This window comes from Luteimonas wenzhouensis (genome assembly GCF_007859305.1).
Taxonomy (GTDB): Bacteria; Pseudomonadota; Gammaproteobacteria; order Xanthomonadales; family Xanthomonadaceae; genus Luteimonas; species Luteimonas wenzhouensis.
In genome coordinates, this window is the sequence record NZ_VOHE01000012.1 from 21,761 (window position 1) to 39,043 (window position 17,283).

Consider the following 17,283-nt stretch of genomic DNA (forward strand, 5'->3'; position numbering starts at 1 on the left):
GGGGGGAGGTATCATGGTGGCGCGCCGGCCCCGTCGGCGCCAGCGCCCCGCCGGGCGGCTTGCGCAGGCCCGGGCGGCGGGCTAGAATTCCGCTTCTTTGTTCGCAATCCACAACGCGTGGCGAAGTTCCGGGCGCCCTCCTCTCGCGAGCGGCCCCCGCAACCAGCCCGACCAGGCACCGCCCGCCCGGAGTCACCTGATGAAGACCTTCACCGCAAAGTCCGAGACCGTCCAGCGCGACTGGTACGTCGTGGACGCCACCGGCAAGACGCTGGGCCGCCTGAGTTCCGAGCTCGCGCGCCGCCTGCGCGGCAAGCACAAGCCCGTCTATACCCCCCACGTGGACACCGGCGACTACATCGTCGTGGTCAACGCCGAGAAGATCGCGGTCACGGGCAAGAAGCTGTCGGACAAGCTCTACCACCGTTTCACCGGCCACATCGGCAACCTCAAGACCGAGACCCTGGCCCAGGCGCTGGAGCGCCATCCCGAGCGCGTGATCGAAACCGCGGTCAAGGGCATGCTGCCGAAGAACCCGCTCGGCCGCGCCATGTACCGCAAGCTCAAGGTGTACCGCGGCCCCGAGCACCCGCACGCCGCCCAGCAGCCCCAGCCCCTGGATATCTAACGATGGCTATCACCCAGAACTACGGCACCGGCCGTCGCAAGTCCTCCACCGCCCGCGTGTTCCTGCGCAAGGGCAGCGGCAACATCACGGTCAACGGCCGTCCGCTCGACGAGTTCTTCGGCCGCGAGACCGCGCGCATGATCGTGCGCCAGCCGCTGGAACTGACCAACAACACCGAGAACTTCGACATCGTCGCGACCGCCATCGGCGGCGGCACCACCGGCCAGGCCGGCGCCATCCGCCTGGGCATCGCCCGCGCGCTGGTCGAGTACGACGAGTCGCTCAAGGCCGAGCTGCGCCGCGCCGGGTTCATGACCCGCGACGCGCGCGAGGTCGAGCGCAAGAAGGTCGGCCTGCACAAGGCCCGCCGCGCCACCCAGTTCTCGAAGCGTTAATGCGGTACCCGCGCCATCGCCCCGCGATGGCGCTACAATCGGTCCCATAGCCCCGTCGCCAAGTGGTAAGGCACCTGACTCTGACTCAGGCATTCGGTGGTTCGAATCCATCCGGGGCTGCCACCTCCAGGCCGGGCCGAGAGGCCCGGGCCCGCGAAGAAGCCCGCCGCGAGGCGGGCTTTTTCGTGGCTGCCCGCCGGGCCCGCCGCGGCGGGCGGTCCGGGCCGCACGCTAGAATCCGCCAATGACGGTCCTGCTTTCCCCGCCCCTGACCGATGCCGCCGGCCTGTGCACCCAGGTGCGCGTCCACGGCTTCGCCGTGCTGCCGGCGCAGGCGCTGGCGCAGGCCGCGCAGGTCCCGCTGCACGAACTGGCCGCGCTGGAGGCGGGGTGGGACGACCTCCCGCCCGACGGCTACCTGCGCGACGGCGGCCGCTACCGCCGCCGCCGCCATTCCTGCTTTGTGGTCGAGGCCGGCCAGGTGCGCCAGGCGCCGCATCGCGCGCACTGGCAGCCGGTCGAGTACAACGCCCTGCACGGGGGCATGTGGCGCATGTTCGAGCCGGTCGCCCCGGCCACCGTGGCCTCGCCGGCGTGGCCGGCCCTGTTGCGCGCCCTGGCCGGCTGGTGCTCGGCGCTCGCGGGCGAACGGCCCTGGTACGTGGAGGCCCACCAGTTCCGGATCGACACCGGCGATGGCATCGGCCGGCCCACCCCCGAGGGCGCGCACCGCGACGGGGTGGATTTCGTGGCCGTGATCCTGGTCGGCCGCCATGGCATCAAGGGCGGCGAAACCCGGGTGTTCGACGCCAACGGCCCCGCCGGCCAGCGCTTCACCCTGCTGCAACCCTGGTCGCTGCTGTTCCTGGACGACGCGCGCGTGATCCACGAGTCCACCCCGATCCAGCCGTTGGCCGAGGACGGCTACGGCTACCGCGACACGCTGGTGCTCACCTTCCGCGCCGGGGGGTTCCAGGGCGACGACTGAGCACTGGCACCGGCCGGCCCGCCCCCTGGATCGGTACAATTGCAACCATCGCGCGACGCCGCGCCTGCACATGGAGCCCCGATGAAGCTTGGATCACTGAAGGAAGGCGGCCGCGACGGCACCCTGGTCGTGGTCTCCCGCGACCTGTCCCGCGCGGTCCGCGCCACCGGCATCGCGCCGACCCTGCAGCGCGCGCTGGAGGACTGGAGCAACGTCGCCCCACGGCTCAACGCCCTGGCCCAGTCGCTGGAGGAGGGCGATGCCGACGGCGTGTTCGACCTCGACGTGCAGGTCCTGGCCGCGCCGCTGCCGCGCGCCTACGAGTTCCTCGACGGCAGCGCCTACCTGCCGCACGTCGAGCGCGTGCGCCGCGCCCGTGGCGCGCAGGTGCCGGAGAGCTTCTACACCGACCCGCTGATGTACCAGGCCACCAGCGCCGGCTTCCTCGGCCCGCGCGACCCGGTGCGGGTCACCAGCGAGGACTACGGCATCGACCTGGAAGCCGAGATCGTGGTGGTGACCGACGACGTGCCAATGGCGGTGTCGCCGGAGCAGGCCGCCGGCCACATCCAGCTGATCGGCCTGGTCAACGACGTCTCCCTGCGCAACCTGATCCCGGGCGAGCTGGCCAAGGGCTTCGGCTTCCTGCAGTCCAAGCCGCGGTCGGCGCTGGGCCCGGTGTTCGTCACCCCCGACGAGCTGGGCGAGGCCTGGCGGGACAACAAGGTGCACCTGCCGCTGGTCACCCACATCAATGACGAATGGTTCGGCGCCCCGGAGGCGGGCGTGGACATGCAGTTCGACTTCGCCCGGCTGGTGGCCCACGCCGCCCGCACCCGCCCGCTTTCGGCCGGGACCCTGGTCGGTTCGGGTACCATCGCCAACCAGGACACCGCCACCGGCGCCTCCTGCCTGGCCGAGCGCCGGACCGTGGAAGCGCTGGAGCGGGGCGAGCCGGTCACCCCGTTCCTGTCATTCGGCGACCGGGTCCGGATCGAGATGTTCGATCGCGACGGCCGCAGCATCTTCGGCGCGATCGAACAGCGCATCGAACGCCAGCCCGCCTGACGCGCTGGCCGGCCGGCGCGATGGAGGGCGTTCCTTCGCCTGGGGTCCCGGGCCGGAGCGCCGGGAGGGGCGCGCCGGCCGGAGGACAGGGATGGGAGCAGCAGGCGGCGGCAGGCAGGACCGGAAGGTGCCGGTCGCGTGCGCGCCGGGCGATGCGCAGGCGCCCGCGCAGGGCGGGGAGACTGGCCAGGGGGAGCCGGAGTGAACGAAGAATTGCGGCTGTACTCGTACTGGCGATCGAGCGCGGCCTACCGCGTGCGCATCGGCCTCAACCTCAAGGGCCTGGCCTACGAGACGGTGCCGGTGCACCTGCTGCGCGACGGTGGCGAGCAACTCGCCCCCGGCTTCGCCGCCACCAACCCGCAGAAGCTGGTGCCGGTGCTGCAGCACGGCCAGCGCCTGTTCCGCCAGTCGCTGGCGATCCTTGAGTACATCGACGAGGTCTGGCCCGATCCGCCGCTGCTGCCGATCACCGCGCGCGAGCGCCAGCGGGTGCGCTCGCTGGCGCAGCTGGTCGCCGCCGACATCCACCCGCTCAACAACCTGCGGGTGATGCGCTTCCTCGAGCAGGAATGGAACGTGCCGCAGCCCGAGCGTGACGTGTGGATCCGGCACTGGATCGGCGAGGGCTTCAATGCCCTGGAGGCGCTGCTGCGCGACCACCCGGCCACCGGCACCTTCTGCGACGGGCACGTGCCCACGATCGCCGACTGCTGCCTGGTGCCGCAGGCCTACAACGCGCGCCGGTTCGGAATGGACCTTTCGCGCTGGCCCACGATCGCGTCGATCGAACGGGCCTGCCTGGAACTGCCCGCGTTCCGCGACGCCGCGCCCGACCGCCAGCCGGACGCGCCGCCATCGAACTGAGCCTCGCGCGCAGCGCCCGTCAGTGCGAGGGGCCGAACACGTCCGCGTAGGGATCGTGTTCGCCCTGGGCGCCTTCGGACAGGCGGAACTTCAGGTCCAGCCCCTCGCGCGAGTCGGCCGCGCGCAGCGCGGTCTCGCGATCGATCCGGCCTTCCTTGTACAGCCGGTACAGGCACTGGTCGAAGCTCTCGATGCCTTCCTCCAGCGACTCCTCCATCGCCTGCTTGATCTCGTGCACCTGGCCGCGGCGCAGCAGGTCGCGAATCATCGGCGTGTTGATCAGCACCTCGGTGGCCGGCAGGCGGCGGCCGTCCACGCCCACCACCAGGCGCTGCGAGACCACTGCGCGCAGGTTGAGCGCGAGGTTCATCAGCACGTTCTTGTGCGCGGCCTCGGGGAAGAAGTTGAGGATGCGCTCGATGGTCTGGTCGGCGTTGTTCGAGTGCAGGGTGGCCAGGCACAGGTGGCCGGTCTCGGCGAAGGCGATCGCGGCTTCCATCGTGGTCGCGTCGAGGATCTCGCCGATCAGGATGACGTCCGGCGCCTCGCGCATGGCGTTCTTGAGCGCGTTGTGGAAGGCGTGGGTGTCGAGCCCGACCTCGCGCTGGTTGACGATCGACTTCTTGTGCTTGTGCAGGTATTCGATCGGATCCTCGATGGTGAGGATGTGGCCGGAGGTGGTGCTGTTGCGGTAGTCGATCATCGAGGCCAGCGAGGTCGACTTGCCCGAGCCGGTGGAGCCGACGATCAGCACCAGCCCGCGCGGGGCCATGATGATGTCCTTGAGCACCTGCGGCAGCTGCAGTTCCTCGATGGTGGGGATGGTGCTGCGGATCGCGCGGATCACCATGCCCACTTCGCCGCGCTGCTTGAACACGTTGACGCGGAAACGGCCGGAGTCGGGCATGGAGATCGCCATGTTCAGTTCGAGGTCGCGCTCGAACTGCGGCACCTGGCCCTCGTCCATCAGCGAATACGCGATCTTCTTCACCATGCCGGGCGGAAGACCGGTGTTGCCCAGGGGATAGAGCTTGCCCTCGACCTTGATGTAGACCGGTGCGCCGGTGGTCAGGAACATGTCCGACGCGTTCTTTTCCGTCATCAGCTTCAGGAAATAGCCGATGTCCATGTACCAATCCCCAATGAGCCGCCCGGACCGTTGCGCATCCGGCGTAGGCTGCCGACAATGGCCGAGCACCGGTAAATGCCACGGCCCCCCTATGGCGTCAAGCTTCGCACAATTCCGCGGCACCCTGCAGGCGCTGGCCTGCGGATGCGTGCTCGCGCTCACGTCCTGCGCCTCGACGCCGCCGCCCACCGGCGACATCAACGCCGCCCAGCAGGCGGTGGCGCGCGCCTCCGACGCCGACGCCGAGCATTACGCCGGCGAGGAGCTGGCGCGTGCGCAGCGGCTGCTGGCGATGGCCCAGGCCGCGCTCTCCGAGCGGCGCGAAGCCGAGGCCGGGGACCTCGCCCGGCGTGCCGCGGCCCTGGCGGACCTGGCCCATGCGCGCAGCCGCGAGGCCGCCACCCTGTCCGAACTCGAACAGCGCCAGGCCGAGATCACGCGGCTGCGCCGCAGCCTGCAGATGGAGGACGCGCGATGACCGTGCGTGCCCTGGTCGCCTGCTTCCTGCTCGCCCTCGCGCTGCCGCAGGTGCGCGCGGCCGATGTCCCCGGCGGCGTGGCCGCGCTCCAGCAGCGCCTGGTGGCGCTGGACGCCGACCCGCTGGCCGCGGGCGTTGCTCCGCTCGAACGCCTGCAGGCGCGGCAGGCGGTGGAGACCCTGGCCGCGGCCCGCGCGCGCCAGCGCGAGGGCGCGCTGCAGGTGGCGCAATGGCGGGTGGAGACCGCCGAGATCGCCACCCGCACCGAACTGGCCCGGCGTGAGCTCGACCGGCTCGAGCGCGAACGCGCCGAGCTGCTGCTCGAAGCCAGCCGCCGTGAGGCCGCCCGTGCCCGGCAGGAGGCCGAGCGGCTGCGGATCCAGGCCCAGATCCAGGCCGAGGAGGCCGCGCGTCTGCGCGAGGCCGCCGAGGCCGAGTCGATGGCGCGGCAGGAGGCCGAATCGGTGCTCGAGGGCGTGTCCGCCCGCGAGGCCGCGCGGCTGCGTGCCGCGCGCCAGCGCGCCGAGGAGCTCAAGCGCCAGGAAGAGGAACTGCTGCGCAGCCTGGAAGCCGGGGACACGCCCGAGCCGCGCTGAGCGGCGCGCCCCCGGGCTGCCGGCAAACCATCGGTCTGCCCGGCCGATCCCGGCGGCGTTGCACCGGCGACAGGCCGGCTGGCGCTGGCCGCGGTTCGCTCCAGGTCGCGTTTGGGGACGCCGGGCCGTGGTGTCAATCATTTGTTAAATCAACGACTTGCGCGATTCCGGGCGGCTTCCCGCTGCTCGCGCCTGAACGGCCGGCGGGGCAGGTTCCCGAACCGTGACCACCGCCCGCCGGCGGCGGCCGCCAGGGTCCTTGCCGGCCCCCTGCGGGTGGAGTAGGGTCGAATCATCCGGGCGGCACGCGACCCCCTCGCCGACCGGAGACAGCCAGACCCGACGCCATGACCGACCCCGTCCAGCTCCATCCCCCCGCCGCCGGCACAGTCGCCGCCGGCGAGGGCGCGCGCAGGACGGTTCGTGCGTGGCCGCCGGTCTGCCAACCCCAGCCAACGCCCCGTGCCCCGAAGGCCGGGGCGTTCGCATTTGCGCAGGAGGAATTCCATGTTTGAAGGGCAACCGCAGGCCGAACTCGACCGGCTGATCAAGGGCAACCCCGAGTTCAAACAGCTCTACCAGCGCCACAAGGAACTGGACAAGAAGGTCCTCGACGCCGAACTGGGCGTGCTGCCGATCGACGACACCACGCTGGCGCGGATGAAGCGCGAGAAGCTCGCCGCCAAGGACCGCCTGACCCAGCTCTACGCCACCCTTCGCCACTGAAGCCGCTTACCGGGTCACGGGCGGCGGCGGCCTCCTCGTCGGTCGCCGCCGCCCGTGCGCCATTCGCGCCGTCGCACCGCCGGCGCGCGGGCCGGTGCCATAATCCACGCACCTTCGCTGGCCCATTCCACGCATGACGATCCATTCCTCCGTGCTCGAGCTCATCGCCGAGACGCCGATCGTGCGCGCGCAGCGCCTGGACACCGGCGTGTGCGAGCTCTACCTCAAACTCGAAAGCCAGAACCCCGGCGGTTCGATCAAGGACCGCATCGGGCTGCGGATGATCGAGGCGGCCGAGGCCCGCGGCGACATCCGTCCGGGCGACACCCTGGTCGAGGGCACCGCCGGCAACACCGGCATCGCGCTGGCCCTGGTGGCCCAGCAGAAGGGCTACCGCCTGGTGCTGGTGATCCCGGACAAGATGAGCCGGGAGAAGATCTTCAACCTCAAGGCCATGGGCGCCGAAGTGGTGCTGACCCGCTCCGACGTGCCCAAGGGCCATCCCGAGCACTACCAGGACCTGGCCGCGAGCATCGCCGCGCGCACCCCTGGCGCCTACCACATCAACCAGTTCGGCAATCCCGACAACCCGGCCGCGCACGAGCACGGCACCGGCCCGGAGATCCTGCGCCAGATGGCCGAGGTCGGCGGCGTGGACGCGGTGGTGGCCGGCGTGGGCAGCGGCGGCACCATCACCGGCCTGGCCAACTGCTTCGCCAGGCATGCGCCGCACGTGGAGCTGATCCTGGCCGACCCCGCCGGGTCGGTGCTGGCCGGGCTGGTGCGGACCGGCGAACTGGGCAAGGCCACCGGCAGCTGGCTGGTGGAGGGCATCGGCGAAGGCTCCAGCCCGCCGTCCGTGGCCGACTTCAGCCGCGTGCGCACGGCCTATTCGATCGACGACCGCGAGAGCTTCCTGGCCGCGCGCGAGCTGCTGCGCAAGGAGGGCATCCTCGGTGGCTCCTCCACCGGCACGCTGCTGGCCGCGGCCCTGCGCTGGTGCCGCGAGCAGACCACGCCGAAGAAGGTCCTGGTGTTCGTCTGCGACACCGGCAACAAGTACCTGAGCAAGCTCTACAACGACTACTGGATGCTCGACAACGGCTTCATCGAGCGCGAGCAGCACGGCGACCTGCGCGACCTGATCCTGCGTCCCTACCAGCAGCGCGACACCGTGGTGCTGGCGCCGGGCGACCTGCTCATGACCGCCTACCAGCGGATGAAGCTGTACGAGATCTCGCAGCTGCCGGTGATGGACGGCGACCGGATCGTGGGCATCCTCGACGAAAGCGACGTGCTGCTGCACGTCTACGGCGACGAGAAGCGCTTCCGCGACCCGGTCTCGACCGCGATGGTGCGCAAGCTCGACATCCTGGACGTGAAATCGCCGGTGGAATCGCTGCTGCCGGTGTTCGACCGCGGGCACGTGGCGATCGTGGTGGATGGCCAGAAGTTCCTGGGCCTGATCACCCGCATCGACCTGCTCAACTACTTGCGGCGTCGGGTGTACTGATCCATCGTCGGCTTTCGGCCCTTGTCGCCGCTCGACGGGGCCCGCAAGCTGTCGGCGGAATGCGATCGGCGTGCGACCCGCCGCAGGTTCCCGGTCCCGCCGCCAGCGGCGGGCGGGACCACGGGTGCGGACTGCGGGGATGGGAGCCTGGGCGCGCGCGGGCCAACTGGTGTTATGGAGGAATAATGGATCTGGTTGTCGTCGGAATGAGTCATATCGAGGCGCTGGCGCACGGTTGGGACAAGATCTCCCATGAATATCCCGGCGTCCGCGGGCGCGCGTACAACCTCCGGCGTTTCCTCCGCAAGGCGTCCGACCAGGAGATCCAGAAGTTCCGCTTCCCGGTCAGCGAGCGGGAAGCGCGGTTGCTGGACGAGGCGAGACGGAACCCGCCGGCGGAGGGGACTTGCGTCGATGGCTACATCCGCTCGACCGACATCGCGGACTGCTTCAGGGAATTCATCGCCGATGCCGACGCCGTGGCCTTCCTCATCGACGGCAACGAGCACAATATCGTCGGCCTGGTCGACATCCATCCGATGGATGTCGCGCTGAGGATCACCGAGAACGCGATCCGGCAGACGCTCGGTACCTGGCTCGACCTGCTCCTGCCGATCTCCCCGCGCAACGCGACGTTGCTGCTGCCGCCACCGCCGAACGGTTCCGAGGCGCACATCGTCAAGCGGGCGGACCGGGCGTTCCAGGACAAGCTGGTGGACCACCGCGTCCGCAATCCCCGGGACAGGCTGGCGATCTGGAAGCGCCAGTGCGAGGTGGTCCGTGAAGTCGCCCGCAACCGGGGCGTGGGCGTCGTCGAACTCCCGGCCGATGTCTTCTCCGCGGACGGGCTGCTGGCCGAGGACTGCTACGGCAACGATGCGACGCACGGCAACGACCACTACGGCGCCAAGGTGATGCGCGAAGTCGTGCGCGCCATGGCGGGGGGCGCGGCGAAGGAAGCGCATCCCTATGCCCGCCTGGCCGACTCCGCCTACTGGCGGCAGGCTGTGAGCGAGCCGTCGCCCGCCGACATCGATCCGCTGGTCGACCCGGTGTTCACGATCTCCCCGGGCGACAGGGTCGCGACGGCGGGCAGCTGCTTCGCCCAGCACATCTCGAAACGCCTGCGCGCAAGCGGCTACAACTATTTCATCGCCGAGCCGCCGGCCGCCGGCGTCGACGGCGAACGCCTCGGGTTCTACGATTTCAGCGCACGGTACGGCAATGTGTACACGTCGCGCCAGCTGGTCCAGCTGTTCGATCGCGCCTTCGGGTACTTCGTTCCGCGGGAGCGCGTCTGGACCCGCCCCGGCGGCGGCTACTGCGATCCGTTCCGACCGCGCATCGAGCCGGACGGATTCCCCGACAGGGAGGCGGTGCTGAGGGATGCGGACCGGCACCTGGAGGCCGTCAGGAGGATGTTCCTCGAGCTGGACGTGTTCGTGTTCACGCTCGGGCTGACCGAATGCTGGCGGTCCCGCCTGGACGGCGCGGCGTATCCGCTGGCGCCCGGCGTGGCGGGCGGGCAGTACGACCCGGCGGTGCACGAGTTCGTCAACCTCGGGGTGGGCGACGTGGTCGCGGACATGGACGACTTCCTTCGCAAGCTGAGGCTCGTCAACCCGGGTGCCAGGGTCGTGCTCACGGTGTCGCCGGTGCCGCTCGTGGCGACGTACGAGAAGCGGCACGTGCTGGCCTCCACCGTGTACTCGAAGTCGGTGCTCCGCGTCGCCGCGGAAGAGGTCGCGCGCGGCCACGACAACGTCCAGTACTTCCCGTCCTACGAGATCATCGTGGGACCCCACGCCGGCGGTCGCTACTTCGAGCAGGACCGCCGCGGGGTGACGCAGGCCGGCGTCGACCATGTGATGAAGGTGTTCATGTCGCGGATGACGGCCCAGGCCGCGGCCGGCCACCAGCCGGAACCGGCGAAGCCATTGCGGGGCATCGAGGAATTGCAGGAAATCCGCACCATGATCGAGGCGTCCTGCGACGAGGAAATGTACGCCAAGCCCCCTGGCGACGGCGGCCGGGGGTGACTCCGGGAGGGGCGGTTCGGGCCGCTTGAGCGGCGTCGGCTGGTAGAATGCGGCCGCTCCCAGGAGACAGGCATGTCAGACGACCACCACCGTGCCGGCAAGGGTTATTGCCTGGCGACATTGGCGATCCACGCCGGCCAGGCGCACGATCCGTCGACCGGCGCCGTGATGCCGCCGATCTACGCCACCAGCACCTACGCCCAGTCCAGTCCGGGCGTGCACCAGGGCTTCGAGTATTCGCGCACCCACAACCCCACGCGCTTCGCCTGGGAGCGCGGCGTCGCGGGCGTGGAGGGCGGCAGCCGCGGCTTCGCCTTCGCCTCGGGCCTGGCCGCCACCGCCACGATCCTGGAGCTGCTCGACAGCGGCGACCAAGTGCTGGCGATGGACGACCTCTACGGCGGCAGCTACCGCCTGTTCGAACGCGTGCGCCGGCGCAGCGCGGGGTTGGACTTCGGCTTCGTCGACATGACCGACCTGGCGGCGTTCGAGGCCGCGTTCACGCCGAAGACGAAGCTGGTCTGGGTCGAGACCCCGACCAACCCGCTGCTCAAGATCGTCGACATCGCCGCGGTCGCGGAGATCGCCCACCGCCGCGGCGCCCTCGTCGTGGTCGACAACACCTTCGCCTCGCCGATGCTGCAGCGCCCGCTCGCGCTCGGCGCCGACATGGTGATGCACTCGGCCACCAAGTACCTCAACGGCCACTCCGACATGGTCGGCGGGATCGTGGTGGTGGGCGAGGACACCGACCTCGCCGAGCGCATGGCGTTCCTGCAGAACTCCTGCGGCGCGGTGCAGGGGCCGTTCGACAGCTTCCTCGCCCTGCGCGGGCTCAAGACCCTGCACCTGCGGATGCAGGCGCACTGCGCCAACGCGCAGGCGCTGGCCGAGTACCTGCAGGCGCACGAGGCGGTGGCGGACGTCATCTATCCCGGCCTGCCGTCGCATCCCCAGCACGCACTGGCGCGGCGGCAGATGGACGGCTTCGGCGGCATCGTCTCGGTGCGGCTCAAGGGCGGCTTCGAGGCCGCCAGGCGGCTGTGCGAGCGCACCCGCCTGTTCACCCTGGCCGAGTCGCTCGGCGGCGTCGAGAGCCTGGTCAACCATCCGGCGGTGATGACCCATGCCTCGATCCCCGAGGCCACCCGCGCTCGGCTTGGCATCGGCCCGGAGCTGGTGCGCCTGAGCGTCGGCGTGGAGGCGCTGGAGGACCTGCGCGCCGACCTGGCGTCCGCGTTGTCGTGAGCGGCGCCATGCAGGTCCAGGCGGACGCCGCGGGCCGGGATTCTCCGCAGGCCCCGGGACAGCTGTGGCGCGAGCTGGCGGCCAGCTTCCGCAACCCCGAGTTCTGGCTGCTGTCGAGCTGGCTCGACATCCTGGTGCGTTCGCGGCGTTCCTACCTCGGGCCGCTGTGGCTGCTCGCGCCGACCGCCACCTACGTGTTCGGCGTGGGCGCGTTCTTCGCCGGCATGCACGGAACCTCGATGCAGCAGTTCGCCGCGCACGTGGGGCTGGGCGTGATCGTGTTCCGCACGCTCATGAACGCGCTGGTGACCAGTTCGGGCGTGTTCACCTCGAGCCAGTCGTTCATCATGGACGGGCACACGCGCCTCACCGACTACGTGCTGCAGTCGATCGCACGCACCGCGTTCGACCTGCTGGTCAGCCTGCCGATAATCGCGGCCGCGCTGGTGATGCATGGTGGCGTGGACGTCGGCGGCCTGCTGCTCGCGGTGCCCACCCTGGTGCTGATCTACCTCAACGTGTTCTGGATCGGCGTTGCCTTCGCGCTGGTGGGCGCGCGCTTCCCGGACCTGGGGCAGGTGCTGGTCAACGTCTCGACCTTCCTGTTCTTGCTCACCCCGATCATCTGGTACGCGAGCTCGGTGCCGCCGGGCAGCATCCGTGCACGGCTGATGGTGCTCAACCCGCTGTTCCATTTCGTGGAGCTGTTCCGCGCGCCGATCCTCGAAGGTGCGGTACCGATGCAGAGCCTCTGGGTCGTCCTGGCCATGACGGTGGCGGGGCTTTCGCTGGCGACGCTGCTGTATCGCCGCTACGCACGCTTCGTGCCGCTGTGGATCTGACCCGATGCAAGCAAGGATCCGCACTCGCCAGCTGACCCTCGACGTCCCGACCTTCCTGCAGCGGGAGCGGCCCGTCTCGGGTTGGGCGGGCATGTTCCTCAGCGCCGCGTTCGAACCGCCCAGGCGCTCGCTGGTGCGACTGCTCGACCGCATCGACCTCGACATCCGCGACGGCGACCGGGTCGCCCTGCTCGGCCGCAACGGCGCCGGCAAGAGCACGCTGCTGCGCGTGCTCAACCGCGTCTACCAGCCGACCAGCGGCACGGTCGAGGTGCAGGGCAGCTGCCAGGCGCTGCTGAACATGTCGCTGGGCTTCAACGGCGAGGCCACGGTGCGCGAGAACGTGTACCTGCGCGGCGTGGCGATGGACCTGCGTTCGTCGTTCCTGCGCCGGCACATGGACGAGATCCTCGAGTTCGCCGGGCTGCAGGACAAGGCCGGCCACCGCCTGCGCACGCTCTCCTCCGGCCAGCGCCTGCGCCTGGGCTTCGCGATCTCCACCTCGGTCCAGCACGACATCATGCTGATGGACGAGTGGGTCGGCACCGGCGACGCCAACTTCATGGCCCGGGCCACCGCGCGCATGCAGGACCGGGTGAGCGGCAGCCGGATCGTGGTCCTGGCCAGCCACAGCGTCGGCCTGCTGCGCGAGGTGTGCAACAAGGGCGTGGTGCTGGAGGCGGGACGGCTGGTGTACGCCGGCGACATCGTCGAGTCCCTGCGTGCGTACCACGAACTGCTGGCGAAGGTGCGCGACAACCAGCCGATCGAGTTCGAGGATGCCGACGCGGGCCCGGTGCAGGTGATGGGCGCGGTCGAGGAGATCGCGCTGGCCGCCGGCGGCGGGCAGGTCCTGCTCAAGGGCTGGATGGTCGACAGCCAGGGCCGTGTCCCCGACGGGCTCGTGCTGGACTTCGACGGCTGCCGCTACGCGGCCAGCCTCCGCGAGCGCACCCGCCGCCCCGACGTGCAGCGGCATTTCGGCCTGCAGGACGACGCCTGCGGCTTCAGCGCGACGGTCGAGGTGCCGCCCGCGACCACCCTGGCCGACCTCTCCGGCGCGCGCGTTCTTGGCGGGCACACCGCTGCGGAGGCCGGTGCGCCGCTGCGGCTCGCGCCGGCGGTCCAGGCCGCGATCGCCCGGGCGGTGCGGGCATGACCACCGCCATCCCCCTTCCGCTGGCAGGAACCCCCTGACGCCATGGCGCAGTACCAGTCATTCCCCGACGCGAGCGGGGCCTCGCGCACCCTCGACAAGCTCAAGGCGCTCAAGCTGCCGGTGCTCGAGGGCCGCAGCTTCCTCGACATCGGCTGCAACGAAGGCTTCTTCTGCGGCTTCGCCCGTCACCTGGGTGCGCACCGCGTGGTCGGGCTCGACCGCTCGGCGCTGTTCATCGAGCGCGCCCGCGCGCGCTTTCCCGAATGCGAGTTCGTGCAGACCGACTGGGACCACCTGCCGGACGAACGGTTCGACGTGATCCTGCTCGCCTCGGCCCTGCACTACGCCGACGACCAGCCCGCGCTGATCGCGCGGCTGGTGGAGCGCCTGACCGAGGACGGCACCCTGGTGCTGGAGATGGGCATCGCGAGCGGCCCCGGCAGCGAGTGGGTGGAAGTCGAGCGCGGCATCGACACGCGCCTGTTCCCGACCATGAAGAAACTGCACGAAGTGCTGCGCGGCCATGCCTGGAAGTGGATGGGGCGCAGCGTGGCGCAGGCCGGCGACCCGGTGTCGCGGCACGTGGTGCACGTGAGCCGCCGCCGGCCGGTGGCCTACCTGCTGATGCAGCCGCCCGGCTACGGCAAGAGCAGCCTGGCGTCGGGCCTGTTCCCGGCCGCGCAGGTGCCGGTGGTGTCGGGCGACCAGTCGATCGCCGGCATCGCCCGGGGCACGATCGCGGTCGGCGAGCGGCTGCACGAGACCGCCGCACGCGACTATTCGCCGTTCCACATCGATGCCGTGGTCGGCCGCATCTTCGACGCGGGCCTCGGCGCGGAGCTGGTGGACGTGTGGGCCGGGCTGGCGGGCGAGCGCGACTTCGCCCTGGACATGTTCATCCCCACCGAGTACCAGGCCGAGGTCGAAGCCGGATTCGCGGCGCGCGGCTACCTGCCCGTGCGGCTGCAGTGGGAACGGGTCGGCCCGCCGCTGCTGGGCGAGGACCGGCTCGCCGTCGAGGCGGACGCGTACTACGCGTCGCTGCAGGCGGCCGGGCGGCCACCCGAGCTCGGCGAGCCGGACCGGCCGCTGGCGTCGCGCGGTTTCGTCGACGACGTCAGGGTCGGGCCCGACGGAGTGAGCATCAGCGGCTGGGTGGTCGACGAGGCGGGCGGCCTGCCCGCCGCCCTGGTCGTGCGCGTCAACGGCCATGAATACCGGGTGGACGCGCCGGAGCCGAAGCCGCGGCCGGACGTGCAGCGCCACCTGCGCCTGCCGCATCCGCAGGTGGGATACTTGCTGCAGCTGGACGTCCCCGGCGTGCGCGCGCTCTCCGATATCGGGCCCGACTTCGCGGTCCTGCTCCCGGACGGCGCCCGCGTGCGGCCCACCGCGCGCGTGCGTGCCCTGCTTTCGGGCAAGCGGGGGCGGGCATGAGCACCCGCGCCGGCGACCGGTCCGGCCGCATCGCCCGGGCGGCGGAAGGCGAGGCTTGAACACACCCATGACACGCGGATGACGCAGATGGTGGACGCACATTCGACGCCCGGCGACGCCGGCGCGGACTCCCCGGAAGTCGCGCGGCTGCGCGAGGAACTGGCGCTGGTGCAGCGCGAACTGGCGTGGGTCCAGGCGAACGCCGAGGCCCGCGAGGAGCGGCTCGCCGCCCTGGCCACGGCCGACCGCGAGTGCGACCAGCTGGCGAAGATCCTCGCCAGGCACCTGTCGCGACCGGCCGCCGCGCCCCCGACCGTCGGCGGAGTGCGCGGATGGCTGGTGCGCAAGCTGGTCCCGGGCCTGATCCCGCCGCCGCCACCGCCACCCGATCCGCGCCTGGCGCAGATCGAGAAATCCGGCCTGTTCGATCCCGCCTGGTACCTGCGCCGCTATCCCGACGTGGCCACGGCTGGCGAGCATCCGACCGTGCACTACTACTACCTGGGGGGCGAGGAGGGCCGTTGGGCCGGGCCGCGCTTCGATACCGGCTTCTACCGGGCGCGCTACCCCGACGTGCGCGAGAGCGGCCTGCATCCGCTCGTGCACTACCTGGAGGTCGGCAAGGCCGAGGGCCGCCTGACCGTGCAGCCGGCCTGGGAGCCGTCGACCCAGGACGCGGAGGCCTGAGGTGCCCGCGTGTTGACGCCACCGGCGCCGACGCCCACGGCGGCCGATCCGGTCGCCGAGTTCCTGCGCGCCAGCGGACTGTTCGATGCCGACTGGTACCAGCGCGCCTACGACGACGTCGCCGCCAGTGGCCTGGACCCGCTCGAACACTACCTCGCCATCGGCCTGGTCGCCGGGCGCTCCCCGAACGCACGCCTGCACGCGCTGCACGCAGGCCACGCGGTTCAGACCGAGGATGGCGAAGACGCCGCCGCTTCGCCGCCGCTGCCCGACGAGGCCGAGCGCGCCCGCATCGACGCGGCGCTGCTCGGGGCCACCGGCGCGTTCGATCGCGACTACTACCTCGCCAACAACCCGGACGTGGAACGCGCCGGGGCCGATCCGCTGCTGCACTTCTGCCGGCATGGCTGGAAGGAGCTGCGCAATCCGGCGCCGGACTTCGATGTCTGGTGGTACTGGATGACCCACCTCGACCCGACGGTCGAGGCGATCAACCCGCGGGTCCACCAGGTGCTGTTCTCACGTGCCCGTGCGTTGCCCGGCAGGCCCGGGATCCGTCCGCCGGCCCCGGCCGAGGCGCTCGCGCCGGGCGCGCGCCGGATCTGCCTGTTCGCCGGATACGACCCGGACGGGCTGGTCGACGACTACGTCGTACGCTTCGTGCGCGAACTGTCGCGGCACGCCGACGTGTACTACCTCGCCGACTGCGCGATGGCGCCTGGCGAGCTCGACCGGCTGGCGCCGTACACGAAGGGCGCGTGGGCCGAGCGCCACGGCACCTACGACTTCGGTTCGTGGTCGCGGCTGGCGCGCGAGCTGGTCGGCTGGGACACGGTGGCCGCGTACGACGAACTGCTGCTGGTCAACGACAGCTGCTACCTCGTGCGCCCGCTCGACGATGTGTTCGCGAAGATGGATGCGACGCGGTGCGCCTGGTGGGGGCTGCAGGCGACCAAGGGCATCGCCGCGACACGCGACGTGGCCTCCAACCGGTTCGCGGAGAAGATCCCGATCGCGCGCGTGCGCGACGAGCTGGTCGCGGAGTATGAGCGCGACTACACCTACGACTTCCTGGTCGGTTCCTACTTCCTCGGCTACCGGCGGCCGGTGATCGACGACCCGCTGTTCCGCCGCCTGCTGTCGGGCGTGGTGCCGCAGCGGGGCAAGAAGGCGATCATCCAGAAGTACGAGATCGGCCTGACCCACCTGCTGGTCTCGCGCGGGCATGCCTTCTCCACCTTCTGCGACTGGCTGCATCCCTTCCACCCGATCTTCTCGGCCAACCACTTCGCGCTGCTGGGCGAGGGCTTCCCGGTGTTCAAGCGCTACCTGCTCTCGGACAACCACTACCAGGTGGCCGACCTGTCGCGCTGGAAGGATCGGGTGCTGGAGGCGGTGCCGGACGCGCCGGTGGAGGAGATGGAGCGCAACCTGCTGCGCGTTGCGGACGCGGACAAGCTCGAGCGCAGCTTCAGCGTGGTCA

Annotated in this window: 17 protein-coding genes and 1 tRNA gene; 17 read left to right on the plus strand and 1 reads right to left on the minus strand. The window is 70.8% G+C overall.

Going from position 1 to position 17,283, the window contains the following annotated elements; translation table 11 throughout:
- Positions 1-199 precede the first annotated feature (199 nt).
- The 6 genes from rplM (at position 200) to maiA (ending at position 3,946) form a co-directional block, all read left to right on the plus strand.
- The gene (rplM, locus tag FQY79_RS14805; protein WP_146313661.1) at positions 200-628 is read left to right on the plus strand and encodes a 50S ribosomal protein L13; all 429 of its coding nucleotides are present in this window, start codon (positions 200-202) and stop codon (positions 626-628) included.
- 2 nt (positions 629-630) lie between these two features.
- Positions 631-1,023 (plus strand): 30S ribosomal protein S9, encoded by a 393-nt coding sequence (gene rpsI, locus FQY79_RS14810; RefSeq protein WP_146313662.1) that lies wholly within the window; start codon positions 631-633, stop codon positions 1,021-1,023.
- 48 nt (positions 1,024-1,071) lie between these two features.
- A tRNA-Gln gene (locus FQY79_RS14815) sits at positions 1,072-1,146 on the plus strand.
- Positions 1,147-1,267: 121 nt separating this feature from the next.
- The gene (locus FQY79_RS14820) at positions 1,268-2,011 is read left to right on the plus strand and encodes a 2OG-Fe dioxygenase family protein (protein WP_146313663.1); all 744 of its coding nucleotides are present in this window, start codon (positions 1,268-1,270) and stop codon (positions 2,009-2,011) included.
- 81 nt (positions 2,012-2,092) lie between these two features.
- Complete coding sequence (locus FQY79_RS14825) at positions 2,093-3,079, plus strand: fumarylacetoacetate hydrolase family protein (RefSeq protein ID WP_146313664.1); 987 nt, start codon at positions 2,093-2,095, stop codon at positions 3,077-3,079.
- Positions 3,080-3,280: 201 nt separating this feature from the next.
- Positions 3,281-3,946 (plus strand): maleylacetoacetate isomerase, encoded by a 666-nt coding sequence (gene maiA / locus FQY79_RS14830; RefSeq protein WP_146313665.1) that lies wholly within the window; start codon positions 3,281-3,283, stop codon positions 3,944-3,946.
- A 19-nt stretch (positions 3,947-3,965) separates the two neighbouring features.
- Here the strand turns inward: maiA and FQY79_RS14835 are convergent, their stop codons facing one another.
- Positions 3,966-5,075, minus strand: a complete 1,110-nt coding sequence (locus FQY79_RS14835) for a PilT/PilU family type 4a pilus ATPase (protein ID WP_146313666.1) — start codon at positions 5,073-5,075, stop codon at positions 3,966-3,968.
- Positions 5,076-5,166: 91 nt separating this feature from the next.
- On the opposite strand from FQY79_RS14835, the gene FQY79_RS14840 reads away from it, so the two are divergent.
- The 11 genes from FQY79_RS14840 to FQY79_RS14890 form a co-directional block, all read left to right on the plus strand.
- Positions 5,167-5,553, plus strand: coding sequence for a DUF4398 domain-containing protein (locus tag FQY79_RS14840; RefSeq protein ID WP_186760104.1), 387 nt, complete (start codon positions 5,167-5,169; stop codon positions 5,551-5,553).
- Entirely contained in the window at positions 5,550-6,149 is a 600-nt protein-coding gene (locus FQY79_RS14845; protein WP_146313668.1) for a hypothetical protein, read from the plus strand. The genes FQY79_RS14840 and FQY79_RS14845 overlap by 4 nt, the downstream gene beginning before the upstream one ends.
- 507 nt (positions 6,150-6,656) lie before the next feature.
- The gene (locus FQY79_RS14850) at positions 6,657-6,875 is read left to right on the plus strand and encodes an HP1242/YdcH family protein (RefSeq protein ID WP_146313669.1); all 219 of its coding nucleotides are present in this window, start codon (positions 6,657-6,659) and stop codon (positions 6,873-6,875) included.
- A gap of 133 nt (positions 6,876-7,008) precedes the next feature.
- Positions 7,009-8,388, plus strand: coding sequence for a pyridoxal-phosphate dependent enzyme (locus FQY79_RS14855; protein ID WP_146313670.1), 1,380 nt, complete (start codon positions 7,009-7,011; stop codon positions 8,386-8,388).
- 185 nt (positions 8,389-8,573) lie between these two features.
- On the plus strand, positions 8,574-10,427 hold the full coding sequence (locus tag FQY79_RS15515) for a GSCFA domain-containing protein (protein WP_222434300.1): 1,854 nt from the start codon (positions 8,574-8,576) through the stop codon (positions 10,425-10,427).
- Positions 10,428-10,499: 72 nt separating this feature from the next.
- Positions 10,500-11,675, plus strand: a complete 1,176-nt coding sequence (locus tag FQY79_RS14865; RefSeq protein ID WP_146313671.1) for a cystathionine gamma-synthase — start codon at positions 10,500-10,502, stop codon at positions 11,673-11,675.
- A gap of 8 nt (positions 11,676-11,683) precedes the next feature.
- Positions 11,684-12,517 carry an ABC transporter permease gene (locus FQY79_RS14870; RefSeq protein WP_146313672.1) on the plus strand — a complete coding sequence of 278 codons (834 nt, stop codon included), beginning with the start codon at positions 11,684-11,686 and terminating at the stop codon, positions 12,515-12,517.
- A 4-nt stretch (positions 12,518-12,521) separates the two neighbouring features.
- Positions 12,522-13,676 (plus strand): ABC transporter ATP-binding protein, encoded by a 1,155-nt coding sequence (locus FQY79_RS14875; protein WP_146313673.1) that lies wholly within the window; start codon positions 12,522-12,524, stop codon positions 13,674-13,676.
- A gap of 42 nt (positions 13,677-13,718) precedes the next feature.
- Positions 13,719-15,113, plus strand: a complete 1,395-nt coding sequence (locus FQY79_RS14880) for a class I SAM-dependent methyltransferase (RefSeq protein ID WP_146313674.1) — start codon at positions 13,719-13,721, stop codon at positions 15,111-15,113.
- Positions 15,114-15,191: 78 nt separating this feature from the next.
- On the plus strand, positions 15,192-15,800 hold the full coding sequence (locus tag FQY79_RS14885) for a hypothetical protein (protein WP_146313675.1): 609 nt from the start codon (positions 15,192-15,194) through the stop codon (positions 15,798-15,800).
- A gap of 9 nt (positions 15,801-15,809) precedes the next feature.
- On the plus strand, positions 15,810-17,283 hold a 1,474-nt coding region (locus tag FQY79_RS14890), incomplete at its 3' end, for a rhamnan synthesis F family protein (RefSeq protein ID WP_222434301.1).